The organism is Saccharothrix violaceirubra (assembly GCF_014203755.1).
Lineage (GTDB): Bacteria > Actinomycetota > Actinomycetes > Mycobacteriales > Pseudonocardiaceae > Actinosynnema > Actinosynnema violaceirubrum.
The window spans coordinates 5,986,894-6,010,694 of sequence record NZ_JACHJS010000001.1 but is presented as its reverse complement, the minus strand read 5'-3'; the positions used below and the strand labels follow the sequence as shown (position 1 = coordinate 6,010,694).

Below are 23,801 nucleotides of genomic sequence, written 5' to 3'. Positions count from 1 at the left end.
GCGCCGCGAACGTTGACGAGCGGGGCTCTGCTTTGCAGACTGGCCGCCGTCACCCGTTCGAGAACCCGGACGAAGGACACCATGCCGCACTCCCACCGCAGGAAGCGACACGCGGGGCCGAAGATCGCCCTGGCCGCCGCGGGCGTGCTCGTGCTGCTCGCCGTCGTGCAGGGCGTGGTGTCCGGCGTCGTGGGCATCGGCGCGTTCAGCCTCGACCTGCGGCCGACCACGTCGCCGCCGGTCGCGCCGATCGCGGACAGCGCGTCCGACGTGACGACCACGCCGCCGCCACGCGTCACCGAGGAGGCCGCAGAGGAGGCCAGAGTCGCGATCGGCTCGTGGAAGCGGTCGCGCGGCCTGCTCACGGTGGAGGTGACCAGGGTCGACTACCAGGACGGTCGACTGAGCGTGCACGCCGTCGCGGTCAACGCGAGCGCGGCCAGGATGGAACTGCCGGTCGCGACCGTGTCCGCGGTCGACGACGCCGGCGGCACCTACGGCGCGTCCGTGTCGACCAGCCAGTGGCCGGCGAGCATCCCCAAGAGCGGCACGATCACCGGCCGGTTCGACTTCGAGGGGCGACCGTCCGCCGCGGCGAAGACCCTGGACATCACCTTCGCGGGCATCCTCGGCCAGCTCGCGCCGACCGGCGGTTCGCTCACCGTCGACGACGTGGTGATCCCGCGCTAACGGACGCGGATGACGACCGTGCGCGCCGCCTTGTCGTGCAGGCAGCGGCCGTCGGCGTCCCACACCACGGCCGGGATGATCGGGAAGATCAACGCGGTGCGCAGTGCCGCCCGCGGCACGCCCACCAGCGCCACGCCGTCGATCCGGGCCACACGCAGGCCGAACAGCGCGTGACCGGGCGTGAAGCCGAAGAACGCGACCGCGACCGTCGTGATGGCGAACCAGGCGAGCAGGCTCCAGTTGCGCGGCAGGTCGGGGTAGGTGAACAGCCCGGCGACACCGGCGGCGAGCGCGAAGTCCACGATGATCGCGAACGCCCGGCGCCCGGTCGAGGCGACCGAACCCGGACCGTCCTTGGGCAGACCGAGGCGCTCGCCCTTCCAGCGCTGTGCGGTCCCGTCGTTCGAGTCGGCGCCCGGCTCCAGCGCCGCGCGCGGTCCCGACAGCCACGAACCGGTCCACTTGCTCACCCCACCAGCGTAAGCCCGTGTCGTTGGGTGAGGGACGCGAGGTCGTGTTGCCCGGCACACGGGCCCCGTTAACACTGGCGAAACACGAGGGTGACTGCCGGGCAACACCGCGCCCATAGCGTCACCGACGACGGAACGGCCGCGCCCGAAGCGCGGCGGCGATACACGCCCCACCGCAGCAGAGGAGTCGACGAGGGTGTTCAAGAATCCCGACGAGGTCCTGAAGTTCATCTCCGACGAGGGCGTGAAGTTCATCGACGTCCGCTTCAGCGACCTGCCCGGCGTGATGCAGCACTTCACGCTCCCGGCCGCCGCGTTCGACGCCGACGCCATCGAGGAGGGCCTCGCGTTCGACGGCTCGTCCGTGCGCGGTTTCCAGTCGATCCACGAGTCGGACATGCTGCTGCTGCCCGACCTGTACACCGCGCGCCTCGACCCGTTCCGGATCGAGAAGACGCTGAACATCAACTTCTTCGTGCACGACCCGTTCACCCGCGAGGCGTACAGCCGCGACCCGCGCAACATCGCGCGCAAGGCCGAGCAGTACATCGCCGAGTCGGGCATCGCGGACACCGCGTACTTCGGTGCCGAGGCCGAGTTCTACATCTTCGACTCGATCCGCTTCGACACCCAGCCCAACGCCTCCTTCTACGAGATCGACGCGATCTCCGGCGCGTGGAACACCGGCCGTGAGGAAGAGGGCGGCAACCGGGGCTACAAGGTCAAGTACAAGGGCGGCTACTTCCCGGTCACGCCGACCGACCACTACGCCGACCTGCGCGACAAGATGACGCTGAACCTCCAGGACAGCGGCTTCACGATCGAGCGTGCCCACCACGAGGTCGGCACCGGCGGCCAGGCCGAGATCAACTACAAGTTCAACACGTTGCTGCACTCGGCCGACGACGTGATGCTGTTCAAGTACATCATCAAGAACACGGCGTGGCAGGCGGGCAAGTCCGTCACCTTCATGCCCAAGCCCCTGTTCGGCGACAACGGCTCGGGCATGCACACCCACCAGTCGCTGTGGAAGGACGGCGTGCCGCTGTTCCACGACGAGGCCGGCTACGCGGGCCTGTCCGACATGGCACGCCACTACATCGGCGGCATCCTGCACCACGCCCCGTCGCTGCTCGCGTTCACGAACCCGACCGTGAACAGCTACCACCGCCTGGTCCCGGGCTACGAGGCCCCGGTGTCGCTGGTCTACTCCCAGCGCAACCGCTCGGCGTGCGTGCGCATCCCGATCACCGGCGACAACCCGAAGGCCAAGCGCATCGAGTTCCGCTGCCCCGACTCGTCGGGCAACCCGTACCTGGCGTTCTCGGCCATGGTGATGGCGGGCCTCGACGGCGTGAAGAACAAGATCGAGCCGCCGGCCCCGGTCGACAAGGACCTCTACGAGCTGCCCCCCGAGGAGGCTCGCGGCGTCAAGCAGGTCCCGGCCACCCTGGACGCGGTGCTCGACAGCCTCGAGTCCGACCACGAGTTCCTCCTGGAGGGTGGCGTCTTCACCCCCGACGTGATCGACACGTGGATCACGTACAAGCGCGAGCAGGAGATCGACCCCCTGCGCCTGCGCCCGAACCCGTACGAGTTCCACCTGTACTACGACGTGTGATCGAGCTTCACCACGAAGGCCGGGCACCCCGCGGGGCGCCCGGCCTTCGGCCTTTCGCGAGTCCTCCACTCGGACACCCCGAAATACACGCTCAGGCACCCCGAAACACGCGTTCGGACACCCTGAAATACGCACTCGGACGCCCACCGGACCCCGCCGCCGACGCTCCGCACCCCATGCCGGCGAGTCGGACCCCGGACACGACGAAGGCCCCGCCGGTGGGCGGGGCCTTCGCGAAATCCGAACCTCAGCGCTTGCGCATCGCGCGCTGCACGTTCCGCATCTTCGCACCCTGCGGCAACGGCCCCTTGGGCAACGCCGCCCCGCCCCGGTTGGCCAGCGCGTTCAGCCGGTTCTCCAACGAGTCCACCTGCGGGTTGGTGATGTTGCGCGGCAGCTTCATCAGGTGCCCCTGCAACCGCCGGAGCGGGATCTGCCCCTCCTCGTTGCCCACGATCACGTCGTAGATGGGCGTCTCGCCGATCACCCGGGCCACCCGCTTCTTCTCCTGCGCGAGCAGCGCCTTGACCCGGTGCGGTGCGCCCTCGGCGACGAGGATGACGCCGGGCCGGCCGATCACCCGGTGCACCATGTCGCCGCTGGTCGTCCCGGCGACCGCCTGGGTCACCCGCCACCGGCCGCGCAGGTTGTCCAGCGCCCACGCCGCCGCGCCGGTCTGCCCCTCGGCCTTCGCGAACACGTTGCGCTGGACCCGGCGACCGAACAGGATCACCGCCAGCAGCGCGCCGACCGCCAGGCCCAGCGGCAGCAGCACCCACTGCATGTCCCAGATCAGACCGACGAGGAAGGCGACCGCGGCGGTGCCCAGCAGGCACAGCAGCATGAGCGGCACGAGCGCCTTGTCCTCGCGGCGCTGCATCTTGAACGCCTCGAAGATCTGCGAGCGCCTCGCCTTCGAAGCCGCGCGCCGGGCCTTCGCCGCTTCCTTGGCAGCCGCCTTGTCCTGCTTACCAGCCATACCCACCAGGATACGGCTCGCCGGGTCGCCCCTTCACCCCGCCGCCTCGTCCCAATGCGAGGATGGGCCGCATGCCGGACGGACTGGACCCCGAACAGCGTGCCGCCGTCGAGGCGCCGCGGGGACCGGTCTGCGTCCTGGCCGGTGCGGGCACGGGCAAGACCCGCACGATCACGCACCGCATCGCCCACCTCGTCGTCCGCGGGCACGTCGCCGCGGGCCAGGTCCTCGCCGTCACGTTCACCGCGCGTGCCGCCGGCGAGATGCGCACCCGGCTGCGCGCGCTGGGCGTGCACGGCGCGCAGGCCCGCACGTTCCACGCCGCCGCGCTGCGCCAGCTCCGCTACTTCTGGCCGCGCGTCGTGGGCGGTCCGCACTGGCAGTTGATCGACGGCAACAAGCTGCGCCTGGTCGCGCAGGCCGCCAACCGGGTCGGCCTGTCCACCGAGTCGGATTCGCTGCGCGACCTCGCGGGCGAGATCGAGTGGTCCAAGGCGTCCCTGATCGCGCCCGAGTCGTACCCGCTCGCGGCCGAGCGCGCGCACCGCGACACGCCCGCGCCCGCCGACCAGGTCGTGCGCGTCTACCAGACCTACGAGCAGCTCAAGAACGACGCGTGCCTGCTCGACTTCGACGACCTGCTCCTGCACACGGCCGCCGCGCTGGAGGAGCACGGTGAGGTCGCCGAGGAGTTCCGCGACCGCTACCGGTGCTTCGTCGTCGACGAGTACCAGGACGTCACGCCGTTGCAGCAGCGTGTGCTCGACGCGTGGCTGGGTCCGCGTGACGACCTGACCGTGGTCGGGGACGCGAGCCAGACCATCTACTCGTTCGCGGGCGCCTCGCCGCGTCCGCTGCTGGACTTCCCGCGCCGCTTCCCGGACGCGACCGTGGTCAGGCTCGAACGCGACTACCGGTCGACGCCGCAGGTCGTGGGTCTGGCGAACAACGTGCTCAGGTTCGCGCGCGGCCGGCCCGCCGGGTCGCGGCTGCGGCTGGTCGGGCAGCGCCCGGACGGTCCCGAGCCCGCGTTCACCGAGTTCGACGACGAGTCGGTCGAGGCCGCCGCCGTCGCGCAGCGGGCGAAGGCCCTGCTCGACGCGGGCGTGGCGGCCAGCGAGATCGCCGTGCTCTACCGGGTCAACGCCCAGTCGGAGCTGTTCGAGCAGGCGTTGGCCGAGCTCGGCATCCCGTACCAGGTGCGCGGCGGCGAGCGGTTCTTCCAGCGGGCCGAGGTGCGGCGTGCGGTGCTCGCACTGCGTGGTGCGGGCGCACCGGACGGCGGGCTGCCCGACGTCGTCCGGCAGGTCCTCGCGCCGCTCGGCCTGACCGACGAGCCGCCGACCGGCGGCGCGGCCCGGCAGACGTGGGAGTCGCTGCTGGCGCTGGTCGAGTTGGCCGAGGAGTTCGCGGCCACCGTCGAGTCCGCCGACCTGCCCGCGTTCGTCGTCGAACTGGACCTGCGCGCCGAGGCCCAGCACCCGCCGACCGTCGAGGGCGTGACGCTCGCGTCCCTGCACGCGGCCAAGGGCCTCGAGTGGGACGCGGTCTTCCTGGTCGGCCTGGTCGAGGGGACCGTGCCGATCCTGCACGCCGACGGCGACGAGGCCGCGATCGAGGAGGAACGCCGACTGCTCTACGTCGGTGTGACCCGGGCCCGCGAGCACCTGTGGCTGTCGTGGGCGTTGGCCCGCGCGCCGGGCGGGCGCCGCTACCGCCGCCGCAGCCGGTTCCTGCACGGGCTGGTCCCCGAGGACCACCCGGCCGCGCTCGTCGCCCGTCGTGAGCCGGCCCAGCGCAGGCCCCGGCCGCGGTGCCGGATCTGCGACTCGCAGTTGACCGACACCCGCGGGGTGAAGCTCGGTCGGTGCGTCACGTGCCCGTCGGACGTGGACGAGGACCTGCTCACCCGCCTGCGTTCGTGGCGTGCCGGGCGGGCCAAGGAGTTGAAGGTGCCCGCGTACGTCGTCTTCACCGACGCCACGCTCGTGGCCATCGCCGAGCAGCGTCCCGAGGACGTCGCCGGGCTCGTCACGATCGCCGGCATCGGCGCGGCCAAGCTGGACCGCTTCGGTGCCGATGTCCTGGCCCTTGTCCAGGGCAAACGCTGAAAAAGCACCCGATCGACAGGTTTTGCCGAAAAAGCGGTTGCACGCGCCGCACGCGGAGTCATAACCTGCTGAGGCCGGGCGCGGAGCGCCCGCTGGGGATTCGATAGAGCACGTTCGCGACGAGACCGCCCTGAGGAGGTGACCCCGGTGAAGACTCTCATGCCATTCGTACAGCCGGGTCATCCGATGCTCGGTGGCGTCCTGCTGTCCGGCGTCGCTCGCGTCGCGGGGGAGAAGTCTGCCCGCGATCGCCGTGCCACCACTTGGGGTGGCAAGCGAGTTGAGCAGATCCAGACGACGGCGGCGGTGCGGTACGCACTGACCGTCGCACCGAGCAACGTTGCGCCGTCCGCGCACGAGCGAAGTACCTGACACCCATGTAGTCAGGCCACCAGCTCACGAAGGCCGCGGACCCGTAATCGGATCCGCGGCCTTCGTGTGTTTCCAGCCCTTTCCAGCTCTTTCCGCACGACCACAAACCCCATCGCAGTACCTGTGACAGGAGCCTTTCTGATGTTGACCGCGACCGTCCCGATAGCCGGGGCGTTGTCCACCACCGAGCCGGACCTGACCGGGGCGGGTGTCGCTTCCTTGATCGACACCGCGCCGGACGCCGGCCTGGAACTGCCTTGCCGCACCAACAACCCCGACCTGTGGTTCGCCGACGCGCCCGCCGAGTTGGAGGAGGCCAAGAAGTTCTGCGTCTCCTGCCCGGTGATCGCGGAGTGCCTGGCGGGTGCCATCGCCCGGCACGAGCCCTGGGGGGTCTGGGGTGGCGAGATCTTCGAGCGTGGCGCGGTGATCGCGCGGAAGCGTCCCCGTGGGCGCCCCCGCAAGGACGCCGCACCCGTTGTTCCCGCGGCACCCGCCGCGACCGTCGTCCGGGGGGCCAAGAACCAGGAGGCCGCCGCGTGACCGCGTACCGATCCACCGCAGACGAAGCCATGATCATCGAACTCGACCCGCGAGGTAACCCCATGTTGCTCGAAGAAAACCTGGCCAGATCCCGAATGCACGAAGCGGAGATACTCGCCAGGCACGATCGCCTGGCCCACCGCCTCGTCGTCGCCCGCAGGTGGCAGCGACTGGCGGCCTGGGCCCACCGCCGGGCCCAGTCGAAGTCCCGCGCACTCTGATCGTCGACTTGGTCGACCCAGGGCAGACCGGCGTGTCCGGTCTGCCCTGGTCGTCGTTCGGGCCGCCCTGGTCGTCCTTCGGGCGCACCGCCTGAAACCGTTGTCCCGCAGCAGGCGGCGCCCTGCCGGACCGGGGGTCGGCGGACCCGACCCCCGAACCGGGACCGACGGCCGACTCCGTCCCGATCACGGTTTCGGGTCGGGGATACGGGTGAAGTTCCGCGCGTCGCGGGCGGTGGCCGCCGCTCCGAGGGGAGGGTCGGGCGCGTCGTCGGTACCGTGATCCGGTGGCCGCTCACACGCACGACGGAATCGACTGGACCGCCCGCCTCGCCGGCATGCGCCGGGGTGACGCGCTGGTCGCCGACCGCCTGCGCGAGGTCGCGCTGCGCCTGGTCGACGGACTGCCCGACCACCCGACCGTCGTCGACGTCGGCTCCGGCACCGGCGGGATGAGCGTCGCACTCGTCGAAGCGCTCGCCGCCCGGGGCGGCGGGACCGTGGTCCTGGTCGACGCCGTCCCCGAGCTGCTCGACGCCGCCGCCACGGTCGCCCGCACCGCCGCCGCGTACGAGACCGACTCGCCGAAGCCGGTGGTCCAGGTCCGTCCGGTGCTCGCCGACCTCGCCGCGGAACGCCTCGCCGACCTGGCGGGTGGCGCGCACCTGGTCTGGGCCCACTACGTCGTGCACCACCTGCCCGACGAGCGCCGGATCGTCGCCGACCTGGCCGACGCCCTGGCACCCGGCGGCCTGCTCGCCCTCGGCGAGGGCGGGTTGGAAGCCCGCTGCCTGCCGTGGGACGTCGGCGTCGGCGAGCCCGGCCTCCAGGACCGCCTTGCCGCCGCCCACGCCGCGTGGTTCGTGCGGATGAAGGAGTCCCTGCCCGGAGCCGTCCGCCTGCCCGTGGGCTGGAACGTCGTGCTGAGGGATGCCGGCCTGGCCGATGTGACCGCGTTCAGCTACCTGGTCGACCTCCCCGCACCGCCGACACCCGCCCTGCGCGAGTGGGTGGTCGAACGCCTGGGCTGGGTGGCCGACGTGGCGGCGACCAACCTCCACCCGTCCGACCGCGACGCGCTCAAGCGCCTGCTCGACCCGACCGACCCCGCGTACGCGGGCACCCGGGACGACGTGTTCCTCCTGGCGGCGAACACCGTCCACACCGGCCGCAAACCATGACCGACGCCTGTTCCCGCTGCGGTCGGACCCGAGCCTCGGTCACCGACCCGGTGCTGTCACTGGCCTGGGTGCGGGAACGGGAAGACGGTGTCGAGCGGTGGTTGTGCCACGAGTGCGCGCGGACCCATGTGCGCGACATCGAGGGCAAGCTGCCCGCGGACTACTGGTGACCACCTCCTGACAACGACAGGGAGTCCATCTCATCCTCGTCTGGACGTGTTGATGGGCAGGGGTTTGTGCTGATCACTTGTTGACGGCGGTCGGCGCGGCGTTGCCTGGATGCGGCGAAGCCCCTGGTGGCAGTGGCGTCGACCAGGATGTTCCGTTCGCCCGGGCTGTTCCATCGCGCCGCGCTGCCGTTGTCACATCAGACCCCGACCTTCGTGTCCGGCCTGATCCGTGCCCGCCGGAAGGAATCGGGCCCGGTGTGACGCAAGCCCGATCCGGGCCGGTGCTCGTCCGTCCGCGTGAGGGCGAGCCGTTCGTCGAGGTCGGCGCCGGGTCCGAGGTGTCGACCACGACCTGCCGGTGCTACGTCGACGAGACCGTCGGGCCGCTCGCGCGGCGGCCCCGAAGCCGCGTGCGGCGTTGAGTGTGGCCATGCGCCAAGGCCACGCCCACCCGATTGTCGACGGCACCCCGATCCCGATGGACCGGATCGCCGCCGACCGGCCCTTCCACTCCGGCAAACACAAGATCCACGGCATGAACCCGCAGGTCGTCGCCTCACCCGACGGCGACGTCCCGTGAGTGTCGGGCGATCTGCCCCGGCAGCACCCACGACACCGCCGCGGCCCGCATCCGGAACACCCTCGCCGCCCTGCGCCAAGCCGGATCCATCGCCAAAGCCATCCACGTCCTACAGAACTACGAGACCACAGGATGAAAGCTCAGTGCGTGGCGGTGGACGAGCGGGATCGGCCGCCTCCCACGCGGCAGTACCGAGCGGGCAGGCCCGCACCGGCGGTCGCCCCGTTACCGGGAAGGAGTGCCGGGTCAGTGGTGCCCGAGCGTGGTGGCGGTGTGGATGGCGGCGGGGATCCTTCGGTTCTTCAGGTGGGTGATGCCCGTTCGACCGCCGACCGGATCCGTTGACGGAGCGGTCGCGCATCGTGTTGTTCGGGGTGTGCCGGTGTGGACGACCGGCTCCCCGATCTGGTCGTGGTCCGGGCCGGTGGGACTGGTGGCGTGGCAGACCTGCCTTGTGGTGGACCGGTTCCGCGGCAGGAACCTGCCCTGCCCCGACGGGGCGGTTGCCTCATGATCGACACCGACACTTCCGGACAGCGTCCATCGGGTCGGTACCCGGCAAGAGGGTGGGCATCGACTGTCTCCTCTACTTCGGCGGCGACTTGTTCGCGTTGCTGGAGAACGGTTTTCAGGCTGTCGACACTGCGTGGCAGCGTGGTGTCCGCCGCGGTGGTGTCGAGAACAGTGACGGTCCGGGTGGCCTCGCCGCCAGGCAGGCGGACTCCGGTGGTCGGATGCACGGCCTACCCATCACCGGCGACGCCCCGATCGACACGGTTGATCGACTACGACCGGCAGCGGGTCTGTGCGTGGCGAGCTTGTCGAACCGCCTCCGCGGCTCAGGTTCGCCGTCGTGCGGTGGTCTGTCGTGCGGTCGTTCTCCGGTCGCGTTCAGGTCTACGGCGTGGTGTCCGCACTGTGCCCGTGTCCGGACCGGGAACTACCCGTAACCACTGGTCGTCGGTCGTGCCGTCCGTGCGTCGAGGGCAGGGCAGCGCAAACCGGCACCCACGGCAAAACGGGACCTGCCCTGGGGCTGACCCGATCAGCGATCCGGCGATGCCACCAAATCCGGTGACGCCTGTGGACCATGACTTCGATCCGAATGCGTCGGCCACGTCGAACCCGGCGAACACTCCTTTCTGCTCAGGGGCTACGAGAAGGGCAAAGGGATTCGGGTTGTCAGCGGGTCATGGCTCGGAGGTCGGGGCGGGTCGACAGGGAGCGTAGGGCTGCTCGGGGGACGGCTGTGCCTCGTCTGGGGCCGGCCTCCAGTTCTGTGCGTAGTTCGGTGACCGTGGCCAGGCCCGCGTCGACCACCTTGGCCAGCAGGTAGTGCTGGTGCAGGGGGTCCGGGTCGTGGCGGGCGGCGTCCACGGCGGCGCGGACAGGGCATGCCACCGTGGCAAGAGGTAAACGCGTGGTGCGTTCGACCAGCACCCGGTGGTTGCCCGCGCGACGGCGACCCGCGGGTTGCAGCACGTGCACGCGGTCGGGTGGTGGCAGGTCCAAGCCGTGGACGCGGAGGGCGTCGACCCCGGTGAGCGCCGCACCCACGCCCACGTACAGCAAAGCCGCGCGCACCAACTGGTCACGCGTCGGCGGGCCGCCCGCCAGGAGCACCACGCCGGGCAGCAGTCGCTGCCACGGCCCGCCGGGACGGCAGCGGAGATCGAGCATGTACCTGGTCACGCCTGCCGCCAGCAGGGCGGTCGTGGTTCGGATGTCCATGGAGTCGATCGTGCCGAGTGGACGGTCGGGTGGCCACCACGTGTTCTGAAACTGTGGACAACTCGACCCCCTGTGGACAACTCAGTCCGCGAAGCCCGGCTGCCACCGCGACACGATCGCCCGCGCGGGCACGGTCGCGTCGAGCTGGCACAGGATGCCGGTCGCGCCCAGGGTCACCCGGTGGATGAGCAGGTACTGCGGTGGCAGGTTGAGCGACCGCCCGGTCTGCGAATCCGGACTGCGCAGGTCACCCACTCGTTCGGCCTGCTTCTGGAGCCACTTGCGGGTGAAGTGGAACCTCTCCGTGCGCAACGGCTCCACGAACGGCGCCAGGTACGCGAGCACGTCCTCGGCATGCAACTCCGTGCCTGGTCGGATGAAGTGCTCCGACCGCAGCAGGTCGACCAGATCCGACGACCGCCCGTCCAACGCGATCCGCGTCATCAGCCCCAACGTGCGCGGCAACCCCTCCGGCAGCCGGGCCACGGCCCCGAAGTCGAGCACCCGCAGCCGCCCGTCGGCGCCGAGCATGAAGTTGCCCGGGTGCGGGTCCGCGTGCAGCAACCCCGACCGCGACGGCGCCGAGAAGTGGAACTCCGACAGCAACCGCCCGGCGTGGTCACGGTCCTCCACGGACCCCGAACGGATGATCGTCGACAGCGGCACGCCCTCGGTCCACTCGGTCACCATGACCTTGGGCGAACTGGCCACCACGCGCGGCACCACCACGTTCGCGTCACCGTGGAACGCCTTGGCGAACACCCGCTGGTTGTCCGCTTCGGTCCGGTAGTCCAACTCCTCCAGGTACCGGTCGCGCAGTTCCTCCAGCAGCGGTCTGACCTCGGTGCCGGGCATGATCGCCTGGAGCAGCCGGCTGAACCGCAGCAGTTGCTTCAGATCCGACTGCAACGCCTCGTCCGCGCCCGGGTACTGCACCTTCACCGCGACGTCGCGCCCGTCGTGCCACACCGCCCGGTGCACCTGGCCGATCGACGCGGACGCGGACGGCTCGTCGGAGAACGACTCGAACCGGGATCGCCACGCCGACCCGAGCTGCTCGGTCAGCACCCGGTGCACGGTCCGGCCGGGCATCGGGGGAGCGGCGGTCTGGAGCTTGGTCAACGCCTCCCGGTAGGGCTCGGCCAGCTCGTCGGGCACCGCCGCCTCGAACACCGACAGCGCCTGGCCGAACTTCATCGCGCCGCCCTTGAGCTGCCCCAGCACGGCGAACACCTGCTCGGCCGTCTTCGCCGAGACCTCGGCGTTGACCTCCTCGGAACTGCGCCCGGCCAGCCGCTTCCCCCAGCCCCCGACGACGCGGCCGGCCACCCCGAGCGGGATGCCGGCCAGCTTGGCGGTGCGTTGGACGGCCTTGCGCGGGATCTCGCTCACCCGATGATCCTCCCCCCGACCCGACGCCTCCTGGGAAGAACCTACACAGCGGTTCCTGAGGGCGGCTTCAGGCGAGCGAACGACAATCGCAGCGCGGGTGCACCGGCGCGATCCGGTGCAGCACCGACCCGGCGAACGCGTCGACCTCCAGCGTCGCGTCCCACGTCGGCGGCCGGGCGATCGCGGCGTCGCCGTGGTCCAGCGCCTGCAACGCCTGCGCCACGGCGCACCCGGCGGTCGCCGTGGTCGTCGCCAGGTCCGCGTGCTGCGGCAGGTCCGCGAGCTGGGCCGCGATCATCGGCCACCCGTCGTCCACGTCGCCTTTGTGCAGGTCGGCGCACCGCAGGCAGCTCGACCGGCCGGGCACGACGAGCGGACCGACCACGCCGAGCCCTTCGCGGGCGCGGACCACGAGGTGCGGCGTCCGGGCCTTCATCAACGGCCACGCCACCTCGGGGCCGTACGCCAGCGCGTCGGTCAAGATCACCAGATCGGGTGCGCCCGAGCCGCGCCGCACGGTCTCGCGCGCCCGGCGCACCGCGTCGGCGGCGGCCTCGGCACGCGGTCGGCCGACGTCCGCGTCCAGGTAGCCGCACCCGGTGTCCTCGGCCCCCACGCGGCCCTCCGCCCGGACCCGCACGAACCCGACGCCCGCCGCCGCGAGCTGGGCGGCGACCGCGACGGCCAGCCGCCCGTCACCCCGGACCGCCACGCACCGCTTCGCCCGCGCTTCGGGTACATGGCGTGCCGACCTGCGGGTACGCAACGCCCACGCGGTCGTCTCGGCGGTCAACCGCCCGTCCTGCGGCACGGTCTCGTCCACGAGACCGGCTTCGACCAGGCCGCGCAGCACGCCGACGAGGTCGTCGGCGTGGTGGGGGAGTCGTGCGCGCAGTTCGGCCAGCGTGTGCCGGCCGCGGAGACCGAGCAGCGCCTCGACCAGCGGAGGCGGCAGTTGTTCGACGATCACGGCGTGGCGGCCGTCGACCCCGATCTGGACGACGTCACGATGCCGTTTGAGCAGCGGCAACCCGGGCAGTGCCCGGGGGCGGTCGGGTAGGTCCACGGCGCGCAGCCTGCCGAAGCGCCGCACCGCCTGCCACTTGTCGGACGACCGACCCCGGAGTTGTCCACAGGGCGGGTCGAGGGGGTTGACACGGCGACGCGTGCCAACCCCCGGAGGTCACACCTTCGCCTTGCCGAGGATGCGGGTCACCGTGGTGCCGCAGACCGGGCACTTGCCCTTCGCCATCCTGCGGTTGTTGCTCTCGTGGATCTCGCCCGGGAAGTCCCGCTTCTCCCGGCATTTGACGCAGTAGCCGTTGTAGGTCTCGGCCACGGCTTCCTCCTCGCATCGAGAGTGCGGAGCGATCTGCGCCACACTCGTTGGCTGCGCAGCACGCTACCTCCGCACCCGCCTCCGCGCTTGCACGTGTGGCCCCGCGTGTCCAGCCGCCGTTCGGCCCAATCCACCGGGTGGTGAGCGGACGCACCGCCGCTTGGACGCCGCGGATTGTCGGTGCCTGCCTTTACCGTGAACGCCATGCCCGAACCGCACGTGGAGGTGCGGCGCAGCGCACGACGGCGCCGCATGGTGAGCGCGTACCGCGAAGGCGACAAGGTGGTCGTCCTGCTTCCCGCGCGTATGACCAAGACCGAGGAGAAGCACTGGGTCGCCGAGATGCTCAGCCGCCTCCAGCACAGCGAGACCCGGCGCCGCTCGCCCACGCGCACCTCCGACGCGGCCCTGCTCGCGCGGTGCGAGGACCTGTCCGCCCGCTACCTCGACGGTGTGGAGCCGCGCAGCGTGCGGTGGGTGCCCCCGATGCGCACGAGGTGGGCGTCGTGCACGCCCAGCGAGGGCACGATCCGGATCAGCGAACGTTTGCGCGACGTGCCCGCGTGGGTCCTCGACTACGTCCTCGTGCACGAACTGGCGCACCTGCGCGTGCCCGGCCACGGCAAGGACTTCTGGGCGCTGGTGCACCGGTACCCGAAGGCCGAACGGGCCATCGGCTACCTGGAAGGCCTGTCCGCCGCGGCGGGCCTGGGCATCACCGAGGAGGACTGACGCCTACTCGTCGCGTTCTTCCTTGAGCGTCCGCTCCAGCTCGGCGATCGGGTCCTCCAACGCCGCCCGGGTACTGCCGAACCGCTCCACGAACTCCAACGGGTCGTCCAGGTCCTCGGAACCGGGCACCAGGTCCGGGTGCTCCCAGACGCTCTCGCGCTGCTCGATCCCGTGCTTGTCGCCGAGCAGCTTCCACAGCGCCGCCGCCGCCCGGTGCCGCCGGGGCCGCAGCTCCAGCCCGACCAGCGTGGCGAACGTCTGCTCGGCCGGACCGCCCGAGGCCCGCCGCCGGCGCAGCGTCTCCCGCAACGCCTCGGCGCCCGGCAGCCGCTCGCCGACCGCGTCCGCCACCACCACGTCGACCCAGCCCTCGACCAGTGCCAACAGCGTCTCCAGCCGGGCGAGCGCGGCCTGCTGCTCGGGCGTGGTCTTCGGTTCGAGCATGCCCGACTTCATGGCCTCCTCGATCGACGCCGGGTTCGCCGGGTCGACCTGGCCCGCGAGCTGCTCCAACGCCGACGTGTCGACCGTGATGCCCTGCGCGAACGCCTCCACGGTGTCCAGCAGCCGCTGCCGCAGCCACGGCACGTGGCTGAACAGCCGCTGGTGCGCGGCCTCGCGCGCGGCCAGGAAGACGAGCACCTCGCTCGCCGGTCGCTCCAGGCCCTCGGTGAACTTCTCGATGTTGGCCGGCAGCAGCGCGGCCGTGCCCTCGGGGCCCAGCGGCAGCCCGACCTCGGTCGAGGTCAGCACCTCGGAGCCGAGCTGGGCGAGCGCGCCGCCCAACTGCGAGCCGAACGCCATGCCGCCCATCTGGCCCAGCATCGACAGCAGCGGGCCCGCGGCCTCCTTCGCCTCGGCGGGCATCGCGTCGACCCACGCACCCGACACGCGCCGGGCGACCGGGTCGCACAGCCGCTGCCACGTCGGCAGCGTGCGCTCGACCCAGTCGCGCGCGGTCCAGGTCTGGGTCGTGCGGCTGCCCGCGGGCAGCGAGGTCACCGGGTCGAGCCACATCTCGGCCAGGTGCACCGCGTCGGTGACCGCCGAACCCTGGTCCGGGCCGAACCCGATCGTCGGGCCGGAGTCCGACAGCTGCTGCAACGCGATCTGCTTGGCGAGGTCGTAGTTGACCGGTCCCGCCGACGAACCCGCGTTGCTGAACATCGCGCCGAGCTGGCTGAGCATCGCGCCCAGCTGGCCGAAGTCGAACGGGTTGGCGCCGCTCTGGTCGTCGCCCTTGCGGCGGTCGTCGTCGGGGTCCTGCGGGCCGAACCCGAAGGGCAGGTCGCTCATACCACCACGGTACGCGGACGGGTGCGGGCACGCGGTACCGGTTCGCGGAGGGCGTGCGGCCATGGTCGTACGCTGTGGACCGTGACAGAGCGCACCGAGACGGCCGTCGAGCAGCCACCGGTACCGACGCCGCCGCCGCGTCGCGGCCTGACCAGGCGCACCTGGACGTTGGTGATCAGTCTTTTCTCGGTGCTCGTGCTCGGCCTGCTGGGCGGGTTCGCCCGGGTGCCCTACGTCGCGCTCGGTCCGGGCCCGACCTACGACACGCTCGGGCAGGTCGGCGACACCGACGTCGTGCACATCGAGGGCCAGGAGACGTTCCCGACCAAGGGGCACCTGACCATGACGACGGTGCAGCTCACCGACGACGTGTCGTTGTTCGGCGCGCTCGGCCTGTGGGTCAGCGGCCGGTACGCGCTCGCGCCGCGCGAGGAGTTCTTCCGGCCCGGCGAGTCCGAGCAGAAGGTGCGCGACGAGAACACGAAGGCGTTCCAGGATTCGCAGACCAGCGCCGAGGTGGCCGCGCTGCGCTACCTCAAGTACCCGATGAAGGTCGTCGTCGCCGAGGTCACCAAGGGCAGTGCCGCCGAGGCCTCGATCGAGCCCAACGACCGGCTGCTCGGCGTCAACGGCCGGACCGTGGCCGTCGCCGAGGACGTGCGCACCGCGCTGTCCACCACCAAGCCCGGCGACGAGGTCGAGGTCGTCTTCGAGCGCGGCGGCGAGAAGAAGTCCACCCGGGTCACGCTCGGCAAGCCCGACGACGACCGCGCGAACGGCTTCCTCGGCGTGCTGCCGGTCGAGCGCGCCGACGTGCCGTTCGAGATCAAGATCAGTCTCGACGACGTCGGCGGCCCGTCGGCCGGCCTGATGTTCGCGCTGTCCATCGTGGACAAACTGACGCCCGGCGAGCTCAACGGCGGCAACTCGGTCGCGGGCACCGGCGAGATCAACGACAAGGGCGAGGTCGGCCGCATCGGCGGCATCCCGTTCAAGATGGTCGCCGCCCGCGAAGGCGGCGCCACCGTGTTCCTGGTGCCGGCGGGCAACTGCGACGAGGCCCGCCAGCACGCGCCCGAGGGCCTGCGCCTGGTCAAGGTCGAGAAGATCGACGACGCGGTGAAATCCCTCGAGTCGATCGACGCGGGCGGCGACGCGCCCGGCTGCTGACCTACGGCTGGAACGTCGCCAGCAGCGCGTCGGTCAGGTTCGGCGCCAGTTCGGGGTGCTCGACGACCTCGTCGGGCGCCTCGACCCCGCCGCGCAACCGCAGCACGCACGACACCGTGCCGTCGCGCAGTACGGCCGCGACCAGCCGTGCCTCGCGCCGTCGCGGGTGCTCGGCGGCGATCCGGCGGGCCTCCGCGTCGCCGAGGTCGGCCGACAGCGACTCCTCGGCGTCCGGCGGCAGGACGACGATCTCCTGCGCCAACGCGCACCCGGTGACCACGTCCGGCCACACGATGCCCGCCAGCGCCTTGTCGAGTTCGTCGTCGGGCAGCGACTCCTGGGCGATCGGCGTCAGCGGCGAGGCCGCCGGGTCGAGCTGACCGGCCAGCTCGGGCTGTCGGGCGAGCAGCTCCGCGGTGGGGACCAGCGCGAACAGCTGGGGGGCCTGGTTCCACCCGGCGGTGGAGACGAACTCCTCGACCTCGCGGGCGACGGCGGGCAAAACCACGGGCTGCTCCTCACTGGCCGGCACGGCGTCATCGTCGCATCCACTCCAAACGGGCAACCGAACGGGGAACCCTGGCCGACCTCTCTAGAGTTGGACAGAACGTACAACGCCACCACCCGCGATCCAGGAGCGTGCCCAGTGGCCACACGGCCCCCGGTCGGACTGCCTCGGCTGTCCCGTCGAAGCCGGATTCTGCTCATCGTCGGTGCGGTGCTCCTGGTCGGTCTGATCACCGGTTCCAGGCTGCTCGGCACCTACGTCAACTGGCTGTGGTTCGGCGAGGTCGGCTTCCGCAGCGTGTACGGAACGGTGCTGGCGACCCGGTTCGGGTTGTTCTTCGCCGTCGGTCTGCTGGTCGGTGGCCTGGCCGCGCTCAACCTGGTCATCGCCTACCGGACCCGGCCGGTGTTCGTGCCGGTGTCCGGTCCGGACGACCCGATCGCCCGCTACCGCGCGGCCGTGACCCGGCGGATGCGGCTGTTCGCCATCGGCCTGCCGGTGCTCGTCGGCGTCATCGCGGGCACGTCGGCGCAGGGCCACTGGCAGGAGTTCCAGCTCTTCCTCAACGCCGTCGACTTCGGCCAGGTCGACGCCCAGTTCGGCCACGACATCGGCTTCTACGCGTTCAAGCTGCCGTTCTACACGTGGCTGCTGGGGTGGCTGTTCATCGCCACGGCCATCTCGTTCGTCGGCGCGGTGGTCGCGCACTACCTGTTCGGCGGCATCCGGCTGGCCGGTCGCGGCGGTCAGCTCTCGGGGCCGGCGCGCACCCACCTGTCCGTGGTCGCCGGCCTGTTCGTGCTGCTCAAGGCGATTGCCTACTTCTTCGACCGCTACCAGCTGCTGTTCGCCGAGCACGAGAAATTCGGCGGCGCGAGCTACACCGACATCAACGCGGTGCTGCCGGCCAAGCTGATCCTGCTGTTCATCGCGGTGTTCTGCGCGATCGCGTTCTTCGCGGGCGCCGTGCTGCGCAACCTCCAGCTCCCCGCGATCGCCACCGTGCTGCTGGTGCTGTCGAGCATCCTGGTCGGCGCCGCGTGGCCGGCGGTGCTCGAGCAGTTCTCGGTCAAGCCGAACGCGATCAACAAAGAGGCCGAGTCGATCTCGCGCAACATCAAGGCGACCAAGGAGGCGTACGGGGTCACCGACGACGTCGTCGAGACGAAGCCGTACGAGGGCAAGCAGAACGTGTCGCTGGAGGAACTCAAGAGCGACCAGGCGACGCTGGGCAACATCCGGCTGCTCGACCCGGCCGTGGTCGCCAAGACGTTCACCCAGTTCCAGCAGCTGCGGCCGTTCTACGCGTTCCCGGAGAAGCTCGACGTCGACCGGTACAAAGTGGACGGTCAGCTCCAGGACTACATCGTCGCCGTGCGCGAGCTGCGCACCGCCGGCATCCCGCAGGGCCAGAGCGACTGGATCAACCAGCACCTGATCTACACGCACGGCAACGGCATGGTGTTCGCCGAGGCCAGCAAGGTCAACACGCCCGCGGGCTCGGGCGACGGCGGCGGCTACCCGGTGTTCGAGGTCGCCGAGATCGACCAGAACGCCAACCTCAAGGAGGGGCCGTTCGGCGTCAAGCAGCCGCGCATCTACTTCGGCGAACTCGGCTCCGCGAACGACTACGCCATCGTCGGCGGCCGGGGTACCGGTGCGCCGGGCGAGTACGACACCGACGAGTCGTCGTTCACCTACGACGGCAAGGGCGGCGTCCGCATCGGCGGCCTGTTCAACAAGCTCGTCTTCGCCGCCGCCTACAGCCAGCGCAACATCCTGTTCAACTCGGCCATCGGCGACGACTCGCGGATCATCTTCAACCGCAACCCGCGCGACCGCGTGTCGGCGGTGGCGCCGTGGCTGACCGTGGACGGCGATCCGTACCCGGCGGTCGTCGACGGCCGGATCACCTGGATCGTGGACGGGTACACCACGCTCGACGAGTACCCGTATGCGCGCAAGACCTCGCTCGGCGAGGTCACCAGCGACTCGCTCAAGGGCGTGGCGGCGCAGCCGGACCGGCAGATCGCGTACATCCGCAACTCGGTCAAGGCCACTGTGGACGCCTACGACGGCACGGTGAAGCTGTACGCGATGGACGAGAAGGACCCGGTGCTCAAGGCGTGGATGGGCGTCTTCCCGGACACGGTCAAGCCGGGCTCGGAGATGTCGCCGTCGCTGCGCGAGCACCTGCGCTACCCCGAGGACCTGTTCAAGGTCCAGCGGGAGATGCTGTCGCAGTACCACGTGGACGACCCGAGCCAGTTCTTCTCCGGCGTGTCGTTCTGGGACGTCCCGTCGGACCCGACCGTCGACAACCCGACGACGGTGGAGGCGGCGCAGCAGACCAACAGCAAGGCGCCGGGCGACCAGCAGCCCCCGTTCTACGTGCTGGCGGGCGATCCGACGGGTGACGTGAAGAAGGTCAGCTTCCAGTTGACCAGTTCGCTGGTCCGGCAGAACCGCGAGTTCATGGCGTCCTACGTGACGGTGCGGTCCGACCCGGACAACTACGGCAAGATCAGCGTCCTGACCCTGAACAACGAGGCGAAGGGTCCCCAGCAGATCCAGACCCAGTTCCTCACCTCGGCCCAGGTGTCCTCGGAGCTGAACCTGCTCACCCAGCAGAAGACGAAGGTCGTCTACGGGAACCTGCTGACCCTCCCGGTCGGCGGCGGCCTGCTCTACGTCGAACCGGTCTACATCGAACGGGCCAGTCAGAACACGTCGTTCCCGCAGCTCTCGAAGGTCCTGGTCAGCTTCGGCGACAAGGTCGGCTACGCGCCCACCCTGAGCGCCGCGCTGGAACAGGTCCTCTCGGGTGCGTCGTCCCAGGTGCCCGACCCGGGCAACGGCAACCAGCCGCCGTCGACGACGACCCCGCCGACCTCGACGACCCCGCCGCCGAACGGCACCGGGCAGAGCACCGAGCTGCAACAGGCCGTGAAGGACATCCAGACCGCCCTGAACGCCATCAAGGCGGCCCAGAGCAGCGGTGACTTCGCCGCCCTCGGCCAGGCGTACAAGGACCTGGACGTGGCGACGAAGAAGTTCGAGGCCGCGAGTGCGGCGGCGGCGACCCAGACGCCCCAGTCCTCGGTCGCGCCTTCGCCGACACCGACGAACTAGCCGGCTGATCGGGTGGCCCTGGACACGTCCGGGCCACCCGATTTGCACTCCGGGCGGTCTTCCGCGTAGAGTCATCATTACCGACGCGGGGTGGAGCAGCTCGGTAGCTCGCTGGGCTCATAACCCAGAGGTCGCAGGTTCAAATCCTGTCCCCGCTACAAAGCCGAAAAGGCCCGGTCCGAGGAAACTCGGACCGGGCCTTTTCGCATGTGCGGGTGTCCCGAGCGCGTATCTCGTGGTGCCTGGGCGGGTATCTCGTGGTGTCCGAGTGCGTGGTTCGGGGTGCCTGAGTGGAGGACTCGCGCGGGAAGGGGGTCTGACCTGCGGAGAGTGTGGAAATGGGGGGTGGTGGAAATGGGGTTTGACGGTGGTGTAGAGTTCTACATGTCGACGCGGGGTGGAGCAGCTCGGTAGCTCGCTGGGCTCATAACCCAGAGGTCGCAGGTTCAAATCCTGTCCCCGCTACAAAGCCGAAAGCGGCCCCTCTCCCAGGAGAGGGGCCGCTTTCGCGTTCGCGACACTCACGACATGTTTTCCGCCCAGTACTGGGCGCAGGTGAGGGAGCAGACGCGGCCCTCGCCCGTGACGGTGCGGTGTCGGCGGATCGGTTTGCCGCACACCATGCACTCGTCCTTGGCGCCCTGTTCCGGGATGCGCCCGGCCAGTGCACGGGCGCTCTTCACGACCTTCGAGTCCATCCACTTGATGCCCACGCGCACCTCCACGACCTCAGGGGGCAGAGGGGTTGCCCCAGGTAATGGTCCCACCACGGGACGTGTGTGCCAGAGTCCGGCGGACACATCACCGGGTTGTGCTACCGGTTCCGGCGCCGAAACGGTTGCATCGGTGCGCGCGGTTATGGACATGCTGCCATTCGGGTGACAGGTATGAGCGAACCTCTTGTCCGCCAAGGTTTTCCAGGTGGCGTGGACCGACGAGGTCAAGCGGCCGAACGCGTGGCGTCGATCGGCACGTCGTCACGCAGCGGAGCTTCCCGTTGCTCCGCTTGGCTCAATGTCGTTAGCCCGTGATCAGCCACTGTGGACAGAACGGCTGACCATTGTGGACAGCCGGGCGTTCTGATGGCACCGTTGACGTCGTGTCGGACCTGAATGCGACGGCGGCGGCCCTGCTCGGACTGCTGCACGACGGACCCAAGACCGGTGGCCAGCTCGTGGCGGAGGCCGGAGAGCGCTTCGGTGCGTTCTTCAGCGTCACCCGCAGCCAGGTCTACCGCGAGCTGCCCGCGTTGGCGGACGCCGGCCTGCTGCGCCTCGGCAAGCAGGGGCCGCGGTCGAGTCAGCAGTACGTGCTGACCGCCGCCGGCAAGAAGGCGTTCAAGAACTGGCTGCTCACCGAGCCCGGCCCGGACCACCTGCGCAGCCCGCTGATCCTGCGCCTGGTGCACGCCGGGTCCCTGACCGCCAAGCAGCGCCAGGGTCTCGTGGACGCCGCGCGGGCCCGGTACGGCGCCGACCAGGAAGCCGCCAAGACCGCGGTCAAGACCGCCGAGGACGCCTACTCCAAGGCCGTCGCCGAGTTCGGTCTCGCCCACGCGAAGGCCGTGCTGAAGCTGCTGGACGCCATTCCGTCGGCCTGAAGCTCGCCCACCGGTCGCACTCGGCGGCCGGTGCCGGCGTAATCTTCTGCCGTGAACTTGGACGTCGAAGCAGACATCAAGGACCTCTCCGCCACGCTCGCGAGCATCGAGGCGGTCATGGACCTCGACGCGCTGCGTGCCCAGGTCGCGGAGTTGGAGCAGCAGGCCGCCCGCCCCGACCTGTGGGACGACCAGGAGAAGGCGCAGCGCGTCACCAGCCAGCTGTCCCACAAGCAGGGCGAGCTGCGCCGGGTCGTCGCGCTGCGCGACCGGCTCGACGACCTCGGTGTGCTCTACGAGCTGGCCGAGGACGAGGGCGACGAGGGCAGTGCGGCCGAGGCCGACGTCGAACGGGCCAAGCTCCGCGAGGAGATCTCCTCGCTGGAGGTCCGCACGCTCCTGTCCGGCGAGTACGACGAGCGGGACGCGCTGGTGACCGTCCGCGCCGAGGCCGGCGGCGTCGACGCGGCCGACTTCGCCGAGATGCTGCTGCGCATGTACTCGCGTTGGGCCGAGCGCCACAACTACTCCGTCGACGTGTTCGACACGTCCTATGCGGAAGAGGCGGGTATCAAGTCCGCGACGTTCCGCGTCACCGCGCCCTACGCGTACGGCACGCTCAGCGTCGAGCAGGGGACCCACCGGCTCGTGCGCATCTCGCCGTTCGACAACCAGGGCCGCCGGCAGACGTCGTTCGCCGGCGTCGAGGTCGTGCCCGTCGTCGAGCAGTCCGACCACGTCGACATCGACGAGAAGGAACTGCGCGTCGACGTGTACCGCTCGTCCGGTCCGGGTGGACAGGGCGTCAACACGACCGACTCGGCCGTGCGCATCACGCACATCCCGACGGGAATCGTGGTGTCCTGCCAGAACGAGCGCAGCCAGCTCCAGAACAAGGCCACCGCGATGGCCGTCCTCCAGGCCAAGCTGCTCGAACGGCAGCGCCAGGAGGAGCAGGCCAAGATGGACGCCCTCAAGGACTCCGGTTCGAGCTGGGGCAACCAGATGCGCTCCTATGTGCTGCACCCCTACCAGATGGTCAAGGACCTGCGCACCGAGCACGAGGTCGGCAACCCGTCCGCGGTGCTCGACGGCGAGATCGACGACTTCCTCGAGGCCGGCATCCGGTGGCGCAAGCGCCGTCAGACGGCCTGATCACCTGATCGGTCAAGTCTCCGGCTCGCCGCCGAAGGGCGGGCGAGCCGGAGGTGGACGCGGGCTCACGAGTACACTCCGGCCTCGTGATTCGTCTCGAACACGTGTCCAAGGTCTACAAGAGCTCCGCGCGCCCGGCCCTCGACAACGTCTCCGTCGAGTTGGGCAAGGGTGAGTTCGTGTTCCTGATCGGACCTTCGGGGTCCGGCAAGTCCACGTTCCTGCGGCTGCTCCTCCGCGAGGAGGTGCCGACCAAGGGCCGTGTCTACGTCTCGAACTTCGACGTCGCCAAGATGTCCCGCCGTCGGGTCCCCCGCCTGCGGCAGTCGATCGGCTGCGTCTTCCAGGACTTCCGGCTGCTGACCGCCAAGACGGTCGCCGAGAACGTGGCGTTCGCGCTGGAGGTCATCGGCAAGCCGCGCAACACCATCGTCAAGGTCGTGCCGGAGGTGCTCCAGCTCGTCGGCCTCGACGGCAAGGCGGACCGCATGCCGCACGAGCTGTCCGGCGGCGAGCAGCAGCGCGTGGCCATCGCGCGCGCGTTCGTGAACCGGCCGCTGGTGCTGCTCGCCGACGAGCCGACCGGAAACCTGGACCCCGACACCAGCCAGGACATCATGCTGCTGCTGGAGCGGATCAACCGCACCGGCACGACCGTGCTGATGGCCACGCACGACCACTCGATCGTCGACTCGATGCGCCGCCGTGTCGTCGAACTCGACCACGGCCGGATCATCCGCGACGACGCGCGCGGCGTGTACGGCGTGGGCCGCTGAGCCCGCCGAGACACCCTTTCCCCGGAACCTGA

23 protein-coding genes, 2 tRNA genes and 2 pseudogenes are annotated in these 23,801 nt (G+C 70.4%); 17 read left to right on the top strand and 10 right to left on the bottom strand.

What is annotated here, in order from left to right; all coding sequences use genetic code 11:
* Nucleotides 1-81: 81 nt before the first annotated feature.
* Nucleotides 82-690 carry a hypothetical protein gene (locus F4559_RS27625; RefSeq protein WP_184673566.1) on the top strand — a complete coding sequence of 203 codons (609 nt, stop codon included), beginning with the start codon at nucleotides 82-84 and terminating at the stop codon, nucleotides 688-690.
* Here the strand turns inward: F4559_RS27625 and F4559_RS27620 are convergent.
* Nucleotides 687-1,160 (bottom strand): RDD family protein, encoded by a 474-nt coding sequence (locus F4559_RS27620; RefSeq protein ID WP_184673563.1) that lies wholly within the window; start codon nucleotides 1,158-1,160, stop codon nucleotides 687-689. The two genes, F4559_RS27625 and F4559_RS27620, sit on opposite strands and share 4 nt — an antisense overlap.
* Before the next feature lie 196 nt (nucleotides 1,161-1,356).
* Between F4559_RS27620 and glnA the strand changes: the two genes are divergently transcribed.
* Nucleotides 1,357-2,781: a type I glutamate--ammonia ligase gene (gene glnA, locus F4559_RS27615; RefSeq protein WP_184673561.1), complete on the top strand. Its 1,425-nt coding sequence runs from the start codon at nucleotides 1,357-1,359 to the stop codon at nucleotides 2,779-2,781.
* A 247-nt stretch (nucleotides 2,782-3,028) separates the two neighbouring features.
* Here the strand turns inward: glnA and F4559_RS27610 are convergent, their stop codons facing one another.
* The gene (locus F4559_RS27610; RefSeq protein WP_184673559.1) at nucleotides 3,029-3,760 is read right to left on the bottom strand and encodes a DUF4191 domain-containing protein; all 732 of its coding nucleotides are present in this window, start codon (nucleotides 3,758-3,760) and stop codon (nucleotides 3,029-3,031) included.
* Between the two features lie 62 nt (nucleotides 3,761-3,822).
* Between F4559_RS27610 and F4559_RS27605 the strand changes: the two genes are divergently transcribed.
* The 7 genes and pseudogenes from F4559_RS27605 to F4559_RS35570 all read left to right on the top strand — a co-directional run.
* Nucleotides 3,823-5,871, top strand: coding sequence for an ATP-dependent DNA helicase UvrD2 (locus tag F4559_RS27605; RefSeq protein WP_184673556.1), 2,049 nt, complete (start codon nucleotides 3,823-3,825; stop codon nucleotides 5,869-5,871).
* 147 nt (nucleotides 5,872-6,018) lie between these two features.
* Nucleotides 6,019-6,243, top strand: a complete 225-nt coding sequence (locus tag F4559_RS27600; protein WP_184673555.1) for a hypothetical protein — start codon at nucleotides 6,019-6,021, stop codon at nucleotides 6,241-6,243.
* 141 nt (nucleotides 6,244-6,384) lie between these two features.
* Entirely contained in the window at nucleotides 6,385-6,786 is a 402-nt protein-coding gene (locus F4559_RS27595; protein WP_246445347.1) for a WhiB family transcriptional regulator, read from the top strand.
* Nucleotides 6,783-7,007 (top strand): hypothetical protein, encoded by a 225-nt coding sequence (locus tag F4559_RS27590; protein WP_184673553.1) that lies wholly within the window; start codon nucleotides 6,783-6,785, stop codon nucleotides 7,005-7,007. Before F4559_RS27595 ends, F4559_RS27590 begins: the two co-directional genes overlap by 4 nt.
* A gap of 287 nt (nucleotides 7,008-7,294) precedes the next feature.
* Nucleotides 7,295-8,188 (top strand): class I SAM-dependent methyltransferase, encoded by an 894-nt coding sequence (locus F4559_RS27585; RefSeq protein WP_312865852.1) that lies wholly within the window; start codon nucleotides 7,295-7,297, stop codon nucleotides 8,186-8,188.
* Nucleotides 8,185-8,358, top strand: a complete 174-nt coding sequence (locus tag F4559_RS27580; RefSeq protein WP_184673551.1) for a hypothetical protein — start codon at nucleotides 8,185-8,187, stop codon at nucleotides 8,356-8,358. Before F4559_RS27585 ends, F4559_RS27580 begins: the two co-directional genes overlap by 4 nt.
* Nucleotides 8,359-8,505: 147 nt before the next feature.
* Nucleotides 8,506-9,068, top strand: a pseudogene (locus F4559_RS35570) (transposase family protein); the annotation flags it as partial.
* A gap of 424 nt (nucleotides 9,069-9,492) precedes the next feature.
* Here F4559_RS35570 and F4559_RS35565 read toward each other — a convergent pair.
* The 5 genes and pseudogenes from F4559_RS35565 to F4559_RS27550 all read right to left on the bottom strand — a co-directional run.
* Nucleotides 9,493-9,633: pseudogene (locus F4559_RS35565) on the bottom strand (IS110 family transposase); the annotation flags it as partial.
* A 487-nt stretch (nucleotides 9,634-10,120) separates the two neighbouring features.
* Entirely contained in the window at nucleotides 10,121-10,669 is a 549-nt protein-coding gene (locus F4559_RS27565; protein WP_184673545.1) for a hypothetical protein, read from the bottom strand.
* Nucleotides 10,670-10,750: 81 nt separating this feature from the next.
* Nucleotides 10,751-12,061 (bottom strand): ABC1 kinase family protein, encoded by a 1,311-nt coding sequence (locus tag F4559_RS27560; protein ID WP_184673543.1) that lies wholly within the window; start codon nucleotides 12,059-12,061, stop codon nucleotides 10,751-10,753.
* 67 nt (nucleotides 12,062-12,128) lie between these two features.
* On the bottom strand, nucleotides 12,129-13,127 hold the full coding sequence (locus F4559_RS27555; protein ID WP_312865851.1) for a thiamine biosynthesis protein ThiF: 999 nt from the start codon (nucleotides 13,125-13,127) through the stop codon (nucleotides 12,129-12,131).
* 117 nt (nucleotides 13,128-13,244) lie between these two features.
* Nucleotides 13,245-13,400, bottom strand: coding sequence for a DUF5679 domain-containing protein (locus F4559_RS27550; RefSeq protein ID WP_184673539.1), 156 nt, complete (start codon nucleotides 13,398-13,400; stop codon nucleotides 13,245-13,247).
* Nucleotides 13,401-13,604: 204 nt separating this feature from the next.
* Between F4559_RS27550 and F4559_RS27545 the strand changes: the two genes are divergently transcribed.
* Nucleotides 13,605-14,132 (top strand): M48 metallopeptidase family protein, encoded by a 528-nt coding sequence (locus F4559_RS27545; protein WP_184673538.1) that lies wholly within the window; start codon nucleotides 13,605-13,607, stop codon nucleotides 14,130-14,132.
* 3 nt (nucleotides 14,133-14,135) lie between these two features.
* Here the strand turns inward: F4559_RS27545 and F4559_RS27540 are convergent, their stop codons facing one another.
* Entirely contained in the window at nucleotides 14,136-15,428 is a 1,293-nt protein-coding gene (locus tag F4559_RS27540) for a zinc-dependent metalloprotease (protein ID WP_184673536.1), read from the bottom strand.
* Between the two features lie 81 nt (nucleotides 15,429-15,509).
* Here F4559_RS27540 and F4559_RS27535 point away from each other — a divergent pair, with 81 nt between their 5' ends.
* On the top strand, nucleotides 15,510-16,598 hold the full coding sequence (locus tag F4559_RS27535) for a YlbL family protein (protein WP_345020481.1): 1,089 nt from the start codon (nucleotides 15,510-15,512) through the stop codon (nucleotides 16,596-16,598).
* Between the two features lies 1 nt (nucleotide 16,599).
* On the opposite strand, the gene F4559_RS27530 is transcribed toward F4559_RS27535, so the two are convergent.
* The gene (locus F4559_RS27530; protein ID WP_184673533.1) at nucleotides 16,600-17,130 is read right to left on the bottom strand and encodes a PPA1309 family protein; all 531 of its coding nucleotides are present in this window, start codon (nucleotides 17,128-17,130) and stop codon (nucleotides 16,600-16,602) included.
* 114 nt (nucleotides 17,131-17,244) lie between these two features.
* On the opposite strand from F4559_RS27530, the gene F4559_RS27525 reads away from it, so the two are divergent.
* The 3 genes from F4559_RS27525 to F4559_RS27515 all read left to right on the top strand — a co-directional run bounded on the left by F4559_RS27525 (nucleotide 17,245) and on the right by F4559_RS27515 (nucleotide 20,703).
* On the top strand, nucleotides 17,245-20,238 hold the full coding sequence (locus F4559_RS27525) for a UPF0182 family protein (protein ID WP_184673531.1): 2,994 nt from the start codon (nucleotides 17,245-17,247) through the stop codon (nucleotides 20,236-20,238).
* An 84-nt stretch (nucleotides 20,239-20,322) separates the two neighbouring features.
* Nucleotides 20,323-20,396: transfer RNA gene (locus F4559_RS27520), tRNA-Met, on the top strand.
* Nucleotides 20,397-20,629: 233 nt separating this feature from the next.
* Nucleotides 20,630-20,703, top strand: a tRNA-Met gene (locus tag F4559_RS27515).
* Between the two features lie 56 nt (nucleotides 20,704-20,759).
* Here F4559_RS27515 and F4559_RS27510 read toward each other — a convergent pair.
* Nucleotides 20,760-20,951, bottom strand: a complete 192-nt coding sequence (locus F4559_RS27510) for a hypothetical protein (RefSeq protein WP_184673529.1) — start codon at nucleotides 20,949-20,951, stop codon at nucleotides 20,760-20,762.
* Between the two features lie 386 nt (nucleotides 20,952-21,337).
* On the opposite strand from F4559_RS27510, the gene F4559_RS27505 reads away from it, so the two are divergent.
* From F4559_RS27505 to ftsE, 3 genes are all read left to right on the top strand, one after another.
* The gene (locus F4559_RS27505) at nucleotides 21,338-21,838 is read left to right on the top strand and encodes a PadR family transcriptional regulator (RefSeq protein ID WP_184673526.1); all 501 of its coding nucleotides are present in this window, start codon (nucleotides 21,338-21,340) and stop codon (nucleotides 21,836-21,838) included.
* 51 nt (nucleotides 21,839-21,889) lie between these two features.
* The gene (prfB, locus tag F4559_RS27500) at nucleotides 21,890-22,993 is read left to right on the top strand and encodes a peptide chain release factor 2 (protein WP_184673524.1); all 1,104 of its coding nucleotides are present in this window, start codon (nucleotides 21,890-21,892) and stop codon (nucleotides 22,991-22,993) included.
* An 86-nt stretch (nucleotides 22,994-23,079) separates the two neighbouring features.
* The gene (gene ftsE, locus F4559_RS27495) at nucleotides 23,080-23,769 is read left to right on the top strand and encodes a cell division ATP-binding protein FtsE (protein WP_184673522.1); all 690 of its coding nucleotides are present in this window, start codon (nucleotides 23,080-23,082) and stop codon (nucleotides 23,767-23,769) included.
* The last annotated feature ends 32 nt before the right edge of the window (nucleotides 23,770-23,801 follow it).